The 11,640-nt window shown below is 37.5% G+C and carries 7 protein-coding genes and 1 rRNA gene; all 8 read right to left on the bottom strand.

The features are described from left to right. Positions 1 to 163: ribosomal RNA gene (locus tag BM137_RS02675) — 16S ribosomal RNA — on the bottom strand; the annotation flags it as partial. Positions 164 to 979: 816 nt separating this feature from the next. Next, on the bottom strand, positions 980 to 3,250 hold the full coding sequence (locus BM137_RS02670; protein ID WP_092479591.1) for a glycoside hydrolase family 65 protein: 2,271 nt from the start codon (positions 3,248 to 3,250) through the stop codon (positions 980 to 982). 19 nt (positions 3,251 to 3,269) lie between these two features. Then, positions 3,270 to 4,118, bottom strand: coding sequence for a DUF1189 family protein (locus tag BM137_RS02665; RefSeq protein ID WP_092479590.1), 849 nt, complete (start codon positions 4,116 to 4,118; stop codon positions 3,270 to 3,272). A 39-nt stretch (positions 4,119 to 4,157) separates the two neighbouring features. Further along, the gene (locus BM137_RS02660) at positions 4,158 to 5,015 is read right to left on the bottom strand and encodes a sugar ABC transporter permease (protein ID WP_092479589.1); all 858 of its coding nucleotides are present in this window, start codon (positions 5,013 to 5,015) and stop codon (positions 4,158 to 4,160) included. Positions 5,016 to 5,018: 3 nt separating this feature from the next. Beyond that, positions 5,019 to 6,353 (bottom strand): carbohydrate ABC transporter permease, encoded by a 1,335-nt coding sequence (locus tag BM137_RS02655; RefSeq protein ID WP_092479588.1) that lies wholly within the window; start codon positions 6,351 to 6,353, stop codon positions 5,019 to 5,021. A 96-nt stretch (positions 6,354 to 6,449) separates the two neighbouring features. Next, the gene (locus BM137_RS02650) at positions 6,450 to 7,751 is read right to left on the bottom strand and encodes an extracellular solute-binding protein (RefSeq protein WP_092479587.1); all 1,302 of its coding nucleotides are present in this window, start codon (positions 7,749 to 7,751) and stop codon (positions 6,450 to 6,452) included. Between the two features lie 258 nt (positions 7,752 to 8,009). Continuing rightward, positions 8,010 to 9,839 (bottom strand): glycoside hydrolase family 13 protein, encoded by a 1,830-nt coding sequence (locus tag BM137_RS02645; protein ID WP_092479586.1) that lies wholly within the window; start codon positions 9,837 to 9,839, stop codon positions 8,010 to 8,012. A gap of 26 nt (positions 9,840 to 9,865) precedes the next feature. Next, positions 9,866 to 11,557, bottom strand: a complete 1,692-nt coding sequence (locus BM137_RS02640) for a glycoside hydrolase family 13 protein (protein ID WP_092479585.1) — start codon at positions 11,555 to 11,557, stop codon at positions 9,866 to 9,868. Between the last annotated feature and the right edge of the window lie 83 nt (positions 11,558 to 11,640).

Raw genomic sequence — 11,640 nt, 5'->3', positions numbered from 1 at the left:
GTTTCCGAATGTTATCCCCCGCTTGTAGGTAGGTTACCCACGTGTTACTCACCCGTCCGCCACTCTTCTTTCCCGGTGCAAGCACCGGTAGGAAGCGTTCGACTTGCATGTATTAGGCACGCCGCCAGCGTTCGTCCTGAGCCAGGATCAAACTCTCATATAAAGTCGTCACCCGAAGGTGACTGCTTAATGATGCTTGAAGCTCATTAATTGATTGCTAGCGAATAATTATTCACTAATGTTGTTGTTTCGGCACTTGCCGAAACTCCTTACACGTTTGGTTCGTCTTACTTTGTTTAGTTTTCAAAGGTCTAATTTTGTGTTGCGTTGTCTCAGCGACAACTACTTAATACTATCATCGTTTCAACTTAGTGTCAACAATTATTTCAACTTTTTCTCAGACACTTTGCATCAACAACTTCGTTAATATATCAACTTCTCATCGTTGTGTCAATAGTTATTTCGAATATTCCCTTCTTTTGTTGAATATTTATTCAAAACGCGAGAGACGAGCTCTCTTACCTATCAACTCTTATGAGTTTAACTTATTTTGTATATTGTGTCAATACTAAAAATACAAAAAATGTTTTTTCATCAAGTAAACTCTTACAAGTCTTCCCTGACGACATTTAATACTATATCAACTTTTCTGTATTTGGTCAACCATTAATTAAGTTAAAAACACAATTAGTTGAAATAGCGAACAATCACTAGTTATTTCAATACGAATATATATACATTTATTATTTTCTAACCAGTATAACTCTACTAAAAACGTTTATGTTCGCTTTTCTTTTTACCTTAATATTCTACTACGAGATAAAATTTGTTTTTACAGCTCTTTTCTTAGTGTATCTCACTTTCTTTTTTTCAGAACAGATTGGATAAAAGCAAATAAGCTCAAAAAGAATCTTACATTATCCCTAAGATTTCCTTCTAAGCTTATTTTTATCACGATATTGTTTACTGCAACACTATTTTATTTGACTGAAGTTGATACAGCATCTTCTAATCGTTCTTTTTTATCATACAATCTGATTTCTAACGGTTCTCCTTCTTTTAATTGAACCGTTACAACACTTTTTGTTACTTGGACTTCTAATAATCGACCACGGTATTTTACCAAAAAGCTGTAACTTGACCAATTCGGTGGACAGAAGGGTTTGAATGCCAACTCTTCGTTAGCTGTTCTCATACCAGCAAATCCTTGAACGATAGCCAACCATCCTCCGCTCATAGAAGTGATGTGCAATCCATCTTCTGTATCGTTATTGTAGTTATCCAAATCCAATCGTGCAGTTCTAGCATAAAATTCAACAGCTTTTTCTTCTTTCCCTAATTCAGCTGCCAAAATAGCGTGGATAGCTGGTGATAAAGAGGACTCATGTACTGTCATAGGCTCATAAAAATCAAAGTTTCGTTCTTTTTCTTCTATACTAAACTCATGATTCAAGTAATATAGTCCTTGAAGAACATCTGCTTGCTTAATAAACGGCGAGCGCAAAATTTTATCCCAAGACCAGTTTTGATTGATCGGTCTTTCATCCGGACTTAGTGAATCTACGGTTTGTAAATCTTTATCTAAAAATGTATCGTGTTGAACAAATACGCCTAATTCTTCATCGTATGGATAATACATCCGTTCGATAATATCTTGCCATTGTGCTAATTCCTCTTCGCTGATCTCTAGTTCTTCTTTCTTAACGGGAGAGGCATTTGCTAAGCTTTCAATTGTGTAACGCAGTGTCCATGTCGCCATTTTATTCGTGTACCAGTTATTGTTTATATTGTTCTCATATTCATTCGGTCCAGTAACACCATGAATCATATAACTATTCTTTCGTTTAGAAAAATGAACGCGATCAGCCCAAAAACGTGATATTCCTACTAGGACTTCAATCCCTTTCTGCTGCAAGTATGAATCGTCTCCCGTGTAGTTCGTATAATTGTAAATAGCGTAGGCGATTGTTCCATTACGATGGATTTCTTCGAAAGTGATTTCCCATTCGTTATGGCTCTCAATACCATTGAATGTCACCATCGGGTATAATGCGCCTTTTAGCCCCTGTTGTCGAGCATTATGGTATGCCCCTTCTAATTGGTTGTACCGGTAGTCAAGAAGTTGCTCTGTAACCTCTTTATCTGATGTAGACAAATACATCGGTAATATAAATGCTTCAGTATCCCAATACGTTGCTCCGCCATACTTCTCTCCAGTAAACCCTTTTGGTCCAATGTTCAAACGAGAGTCATTTCCGTAATAGGTAGAAAAGAGTTGAAAAATATTGAAACGGACGCCTTGCTGACTTTCATCGTCTCCCTCAATTTTCACATCTGCTTTGCTCCAACGTTCTTTCCAGGCAGCTTTATGTTCAGCTTCTAGTTGTTCTGTCCCTTTTAGAACAGCTGCATCTAATAAATTGCTGGCTTCTTGAACTTGTTGTTCTGCAGCTATGTCTCTGCTGGTCACTACTGTCACTAATTTGGTGATTAACGCTTGTTCCCCCTCACCCAGTTCAAAAGCAATCGTTTCGCCAACTAACATATGCTGGTTTCTAGTTTCTCGATGACTATTTCCCTCAGCTAAATTCTGCATCATGGTCGTTACTGTAAATTGTTCTGTTCCAAATGGATTTTCTATTGTATCTGTAGTCAAGTAACTTTTTTCATTGCTGTCTCTTTGTCGCTCTATCCAAAACTTTTCTTCATAGTTGCTGTCTTCATTTTCGACATCCCCATCCAAATAAGAATCGAATTTAACAGTTGCTGAGCCTTTTAAAATTTCTGTCTTTACTTCGATCACTGCCAGTTCTTTTTGCACGATACTTACGTAACGTTTAAAAGAAAAACGAATTTCTGTATTTTCCTTGCTCCACACATAACTGCGTCTTAAAATTCCTTCTTGCATGTTTAGAGATAAATTGAACTCTTTTACTGCATCAACAGCTAAATCAACTTTTTCATCATTCACATATATAGCTATAGGAATAAAATTAGTCGCATTGATCACTTTTCCGAAGTATTCTGGGTAACCAATTTTCCACCAGCCGACTCTAGTTTTGTCTGGATACCAAACACCTGCTAGATATGTTCCAATATGTGTATCCCCAGAATAACCTTCTTCAAAGTTGCCTCGCATACCCATATAGCCGTTTCCAATCGATGTGATGCTTTCTTGTAAACGTTTGTTCATTTTATCAAGAGACGTTGTCTTTATTTCCCATGGATCAATATCAAATAATCTTTTCATTTATCTCTCTCCCATTGGATTAATATTGAACTTGTTTAGACATTTCTTTCTGTGCTTTTATTTCACTGATTCTATTATGATAATAAATTACCCAGATAAACCCGATCATACCTATAGATTGAACAGTCACCATAGTAATAATGTTAAAATCAATCAATCCTACCAACATCGCTGCAATCGTAGGAGCTCCAGCTGCATACATTACAACTGAAACGGATTCTTTATACCGGCCTTTTAAAAGCGGTTTGTTTTTTGAAGCTATATATAGGAAGAAAGCTGCTCCAAAAATCAAAAAAACTAATTCAGCCAACAATAAAACAAACAGGATGAAAGACAATACTGCGATTAGAAATGATTGGTTCTTTATAAACCATTGTTGCGAAACAGCCTCTTTCAATTGATCGGTTGACTCAATTCCTTCAAGTGTAAAATCTTTTGTATAAGGCACATGAGAAGCGGATTGATTTGTTTCTTTGATGACCAACTCATCTTCAAGAAATAGAATGGTGTTCTCTTCTTCCTGGAGTGCTAGTTCTGCTCTATCAGAAGAAATCCCGCCCATTATTGCACCCTGCTCATTGTTGATCTCAAATTCATCTATCGTCATTTCTCCATTTTTAATGGATGCTTTTGATAGTTCACTGACTACCGATTGATCCAGCATTTGAAAAGATTCTGGAAAAGTATTTTCTAACGAATAACTGTCCATTCTTGTATAATTCAAGCTTACCGGAACAATCATCAATGCATTTAAAAATATTAAGAGAAACAACAATTGAAGCCAGTTTAGCGATTGACGTTTTTCAATGATTTTTTTAGGGCTCCATATGGTTTTAAAGTAATTTAATGGAAAAGTATCTGTTTTCAATGGTTATTTCACTTCCTTTTCTGTGACACCTGCCAAAGCTTAACCTTTCGTTCCACCTTTTGTTAATCCTGTTACAAAGCTCTTTTGTAAGTAGAAGAATAAAATCGAAATTGGGACGGCGATTAAAATCGCTCCAGCTGAAAAGAGCGCAACTTGCTGATTTTGCGGATTATTGATGAACGTTTGCAATCCAATGGCTACTGTATAGTTTTCTGTTGACCGTAATAAGAAGCGAGCCAGCATAAACTCTCCAAATGGATTCATAAAAGCCCATAAAGCTTGTACAGCGATCATCGGGCGTACTAACGGCATAATAATTTGCCAGAAAATACGGAAGTGCCCTGCGCCATCTAAACGAGCTGATTCATCCAAATCAATTGGAACGGTGTCAAAGTATCCCTTCATCAACCAGGTATTCATTGGAATTCCTCCGCCGATATACACAAGGATCAAGAACCAATGCTGATCTAGTCCCCCAACCAGTAAAGCCATAACATAAAATGCTGTAAGAGCGGCTGTTGTTGGAACCATTTGAATGATCAAGAAGAACTTCAACGTCACTTTTCGACCAGTAAATCGGTATCTGCTGTATGCAAATCCAGATAACGTTACAGCTGCAACTTGAATCAACATAGCCATAACCGCTACCTTCAATGTATTCATGTACCATTGTCCGTATTGTGTTTCATCAAATAAGCGTCTAAAGTTGTTCATTGTCCACTCAAAATCAAAATCCAATCTAAATGCCAATAAGTTTCCTGGCTTGAATGCAGAAGTAACAGTGATCAGCAACGGATAAATGATGATAACTGACATAAACAACAGAAATAGGTAGGTAAAAATTTTACCCCATATGCGTTGATTCTTTTGTGTTTTGACTTTTTTTGTATTTTGCATCGTTTAATCCTCCATTTCAAATGCCCGTGTCCGTTTAAAGACGAGTAAGGACACACAGATCACTATTGCCGAAATAATTAACGTGATAGCTGAGGCGATATTGTATTGTGGAGAAGTTCCAGTAGTTAATTTGTAGATCCATGAAATCAAAATATCTGTTGCTCCTGCTCCTGATCCCACACTTCCAGGTCCACCTTCATTAAAGAGGTAGATCATAGAGAAATTATTGAAGTTGAATGTGTATTGGGTAATAAAAACAGGTGCGGCTACTGCAAAAATCTGCGGTAAAGTAATATATCTGAACTTCTGTAATATACTGGCTCCATCAATAATGGAAGCTTCATACCAATCATCCGGAATAGATTGCAATATACCAGAAGTCAGTACGTAAATATAAGGGAATCCGAGCCATCCTTGAATGGAAATGATCGCTATTTTTGTCCAGAAAGGATCTGTTTTCCAAGAAATTGCCGGGATATCAATGAATGGCAGACTATTAATCAACGGAATCACTTGCGTATTGATTGCACCCGCACTGTCGTTGAACATATTTGAAAAAGATAGAATTGTGATAAAAGCCGGTACTGCCCAAGGCAAGAGTAAAATAACACCAAAAATCCGTTTAAATTTAATGAATGGCTGGTGCATGACAATAGCAGCAAAAATACCAATAATGATTTGCAGTGTTGTGGCGGAAAGTGTCCATATTACTGTCCATCCAAATACAGCCCCAAATGAATCTCGATAAGTGCTCAATGTAAAGATGGCAGCGAAATTTTCAAAACCAGTCCAATCAATTAAAGTTGCAGGTGGTATATGGTAAAAATCGTAATTTGTGAAAGCAATAAAAATCGTCACCAATACGGGAAAGACAATCGTAAAAATCATTAAGATATAAGCTGGAATAGTCAATAAGTAAGCAAACCCATGATTCCATGTATTCAATAATGTATTTTTAATAGAATAGCTGACCTTTTCAGGAGTTAAAGCTTTCAATGCTGCAATGCGTCTCGCATCACTGATATTAGCTGCATAAAATACTATAAAAATCAATGTAACTAAGATTTGCAATGTCCCTTGAATCATTAAAAATAAAGAATGGTCTTCTCTAGGGATCGAACCCAATGTAAACAAATTTTCAAAAGCGTTGAATCCGAATAAAACCATCTCTATCGCAAATAATAGAAACAATGCTAGAAAAAGTGCTCCTTTAAAGTATTGTTTATTGTAAAACTGTCCTAGTCCCGGAATAATTGAGAACACACCTGCTTTTTGGATGCGTTTTTGATCTTCTGGAGAGTATTCTACTTTTTTCTTTTGTGCTTCACTCTTCTCCACACTTATTCATCTCCTTCTTAAAAATTTTCGGCAGAGATATAGTCGTTCATCTCCGCCGAAATCACGTTCCTACTATTTAGTATTTACGTTATCTTTTTAGTATTTTTGTTCGATATTTTGTTCAATGACTTTAACTGTGTCGTTAGCTGATTCTTCTGGAGTTTTGTTGCCTGATCCAGCATCAAACATCATTGTTTCAGCACCTACCCAAACTTCTGCCATTTCTGGGATGTTTGGCATTGGAGATGAAACGTTGTATTGGTTTACTACAGCCATTGCTAATTCGTCATCGTCAGCATCAATGATTGTTTGTCTTACCATTTGGTTAGCAGGCACTTCATTTGTATACTCTGAATACAACGCTTCCATGTTTTCTTCGTTTGTAGCAAAGTCTAAGAATGCTTGACCTAATTCAGGGTTTTCTGAATATTGGCTCACTACCCATCCTTTACCACCAGCAAACGGTTGGTACTCTTCTCCATTTGGCAATGTCGGTACTGTTGCTACCCCTACATTTACTCCAGATTCCATATAATTAGATGCAGCCCAAGGACCATTGATAACTGCTCCAGCTGTACCTGTTGTGAATTGCTCATCAATAAAGTTTCCAGCTGTAGTAACATCTAACATTCCTTTTGGCCATGTGTTTTGGAACCAGTCTGTTGCATATTGGATACCTTCGATAGCTTCAGGTTTATTCAAACCAATGTCTGAAGGGTCTGTTCCGTCAGCACCAAAAACATATCCGCCGAAACCGTTTAATAAGCCATAAGAGTTATAAAAATCTACCCAGTTTGCTAAGAAAGCTACACTCTTTCCTGCTTCGCCTTCATAAGCGTATTGCTCATCTTCAGTTAACGCTTCCAACTCTTCGAAAGTTTCAGGTGCTTTTTCTAATAAATCTGTATTGTAATATAGAACCATTGACTCAATAACGAAAGGTGCTCCATAAATCTTATCTTTCATCGTTACTTGCTGTTCGTCGATGTCATCGTAACGACCGTCGTCTGGTAATGTGTATTCAGCTAAATGCCCTTGTTGTCCAAGACCTCCGATTCTGTCATACGGTGCCAGCATAACGTCCGGTGACAAACCAGCTGGACCATCTAAAGGTAAAGCTTCAAGAGTTTCGAACATATCTTTTTCTTCTACTTCAATCGTTGCTCCTGTTTCTTCTTCGAATGAATCAGAAATACCCTCAATGAATTCTGAATACATTGGGTCAATCGAGATTTTTAACGTTTCACCATCGAAATTAGAACCTGAAGTTTCTGTCGAATCATTTGTTCCAGAACTTGACTCAGCAGCTTCTTCCTCTCCTCCGCCACAAGCAGCTAATAGTAAAGCGCTTGCAGAAACAACGCCCATTAAGTATTTTTTAAATCTTTTTTGATCCATGAATAATTCCTCCCTAATGTGTTCTTTTTAAGTACACCCTTATTATTACGAACATTACATACTTTTGCAAACGTTTTCTGAATGTTACCGGTAACAGAAATATCGCTTTGATGCGAACTCCAACAAAACATCCAATCCTATCTTATTTACTACTCATTCTCGTCCGTTTCTGAGTTATTTAGATACAAAACTGTGTTTCCAAAACAAAAGCTATCCTTATTTACTATATAAAGTAAGAGGATAGCTTTGTAATATGGTTTAGTGTTCTTGATAGTTGTAATTGTCATGATCTAACTTTACTTCATCACCTAAAGTAAACAATACAAATCCGTATTGCTTAATACGTATCTCATTGGCTTTGATAGAAGTTAAGTTTCTAAAGATAGGCACTGGCTCTTGATGGTACTTCAATGAGACTGTTTCTTCCCCTTGATTGAAGTAACCATAGATTTCTGTACCTTTATAGAATTTTCTGAATCCAATCACTCGTTCGTCTTCTCTGACATCCAGCCATTCTGTTTCACCAAAACTCAATAAATCTTGGTGTTCTTTTCTGAATGTGATCAGACTTTTTATGAAATGGTACATATCGTTATCTCGTTCTTCTTCATCCCAAATCATACATTTTCGGCAATCTGGGTCGTTATACCCTTCCAGGCCAACTTCTGTTCCATAAAAAAGACACGGTGACCCCGTTTGTGCGAACATAAAAGTCAGTTCTGCTTTAGCAATTTGCTTATTCCCATTTGCTTTTGTCAGCAGTCGCGGAGTATCGTGAGAATCCAACATGTTGAACATAACTTCGTTGGTTTGTCTGCGGTACAGCATCAATTGCTCATTTAATCCGGAAACCATTTTTACAGCGGAACTGGATTTATTGGTAAAGAATTCTTCGATTTGTTCCGTAAAGGCATAATTCATTACGGCATGGAACTCGTCTCCTTGCAACCAGCTTTGAGAAGAATGCCAGATTTCTCCAAGAATATAGATATCAGGGTTGACCTTACGTACAGAACGATTGAATTTCTTCCAAAAACGATGATCTACTTCGTTCGCTACGTCTAATCGCCATGCATCAATACCAAATTCTCTTACCCAATATGTTGCGATATTGATCAAATATTTTTGAACTGCCGGGTTCGCTGTATTCAATTTGGGCATATGTCCAGTAAATGCAAAAGTATGATAATTCAATGGGCCTATGTTCTCCAATTCATCTGCACTTAATCCTTCTAACGATCTGATCGGAAACTCATCGATATGGAACCAATCGATGTATTCCGAAGCTTCTTGTTTATCCAGGACATCTTGCCATTGGTAAGAAGACATCCCGATGTGGTTAAATACCGCATCCAACATGACACGTATCCCGCGCTTGTGTGCTTCTTCAACTAAATTTTTGAATAATTGCTTGTCTCCAAAGTGTGGATCGACTTCGAAGTAATCCACTGTATCATACTTGTGATTAGATGGTGCTTTAAATATCGGTGTAAAATAAATCCCATTGATTCCCAAATCAACTAAATAATCCAAATGATCAATGACACCTTGAAGGTCTCCTCCATAAAAATCATCTCGTGAAGGGTGCTTTTTCCCTCCCCATTCCAAGACGTTTTCCGGATCATTGGATTTATCCCCGTTTGCAAAACGTTCTGGAAAGATTTGATACCAAATCGTCTCCCGAGCCCAGTTTGGTATAGCTACACGGTCAATGTCATGGAAATAAGGCATACGGAAAAAACTATTGATGTTTTCCATGTATCGATCTTCATAGGGATACGCTCCCCTGTCTGAATACAGTACTTCAATCCCGTCTTTTCCGGTAATATGAAATGCATAAGCTAGTCGATTATGAGGTGCTGAAGCGACGATCCCCCAGTAGTCGTGAATATTTGTTTGAGCGATTAATTTTAAGGGTTGTTCGTTTTCTTTCCATTCATCTTTTTTATACGCGTAGTTATCCCCGCTGATCAAAGTAATTTTTTCTGCTTCTCCAGCTTTCGTGCGTAATCGAATATTGAATTTGTTGTCATCATATAGATAAGCATATTCGCTATCTGGACGATGTAATAATGCTGATGTGTCCATTGATTGGTCCTCATTTCTTATTCAAGTTAGTATTCTGTTTGTTCAAACACCACTACTGCTGCCCCATATGGAGCAAGCGTTATTCTGTCTGCTTCAATTTTATTATGATCATTTTGTAAGATAGTCGTATAAGGCAGTTTAGTTAACCGTGTATCCATGATTACTTGTTCATGATCACTGAAATTGCAGCAAACTAAAGCCGTAAAGTCTGCATAACTTCTTTCGTAACAATACAAATGATGATTTGTTTCAAGGAGTTTAAACTCTCCTTTTGTAAACAAAGGTGTTTTTTTGTATTTTAACAACTTCTTGTAATAATTCAATATACTTGTTTCATCCTGTTCTTGCATTTCAACAGTATACTTAGGTTCATCGTTTACTCCGCTCCATGGTTGGGTAGTAGAGAACCCGGCATATTCCCCGGTATCCCACTGCATAACTCCGCGACTCGCGTTGATGCTTCTAGCATTCAGCTGTTCAATAATAAACTCATCTGAATACCCTAACGATTGAGCTTTCTCGATGAAATAAATTTCTTTCATCTTCTTGAAGTCATCCAGTGAATCACGTTCCAAGTTCTTCATACCGATCTCTTCTCCATTCAAAAGAACCGGGATTCCTTTTTGCAAGTACATCAACGTTGCCAACATTTTTGTACTGTTGTCTCTTTCTTTTTCCGTACTGCCGAAACGGGATACCATGCGAGCCATATCATGGTTGTTCCAATACAAAGTTGGTCCTCCAATATCGCTCAATCCTTCTTGAAATTCGCTCATAGTCTTTTTAAAGGCGGGTATGTCTAGTTTTTCAATTTGCATATCAGCTGGCAATCTAGGGTCTTTTTGAGACTCATCCATTGGAAAGAAGCGGAATGTGACGACGGTATCGCACGCGCCATTTGCAGGATCAGAGTATTCTCTTGCTTTCTGTACGTCTGCTGATGCGGCTTCACCTAATATAAAAATATCTTCTTTTTTCCGACGAAGTGTTTTTGCCATTTCAGCTATATAGTCCGTTACTTTTTCGAGATTAGAATAGTATTCCTCCGCTAAAACGATTTCTCCTTCTTTGGCTTGGACATCAGGAAATCCTTTAGCTTTATCCAAATGAATAAATGCATCTAATCGAAATCCATCTACTCCCTTTTCCAACCAATAATCAGCTATATTGACTACTTCTTGCTGGACCCTTTCATTTTCCCAGTTTAAGTCAGGCATCGTCTTATCAAATAAATGAAAATAATATTGATCTCCTGATGGTTCTTTCTCCCACACAGATCCCCCAAAAAAAGAAGCCCAGTTATTGGGAAGTTGATCACCAGGCTTGGGATCACTCCATATATAAAAATCTCGATACGGATTGTCTCTGCCTTTTATAGCCTCTTGAAACCAATGATGTTCTCTAGAAGTATGATTCAGTACTAAATCAAAAATCACTTTAAGCCCTAGACTATGGGATTTATCCAGCAATTCTTCTACATCTTCCATAGTGCCATACAAAGGATCTATCGTGTAATAATCCGAAACATCATATCCGTTGTCTACTTGCGGAGATTGAAAAATAGGGTTTAACCAGATAACATTAGCTCCTAGCGATTGAATATACTTTAATCGTTCAATCAGTCCTCTGACGTCGCCTATACCATCATGATTCGTATCTTGAAAACTTCCAGGATAGACTTGATATACAACAGCTTGCTGCCACCACTTTTCTTCCATTTTGTTCTCTCCTAACTCATTATCTAATGATTCATGTTAATTTCATGCTTCGTACTAAGATTAACGAATTCAGAAAGCACTTA

It is taken from the genome of Desemzia incerta, assembly GCF_900115825.1.
Taxonomy (GTDB): domain Bacteria; phylum Bacillota; class Bacilli; order Lactobacillales; family Carnobacteriaceae; genus Desemzia; species Desemzia incerta.
This window is presented reverse-complemented; position numbering and strand designations above follow the sequence as displayed.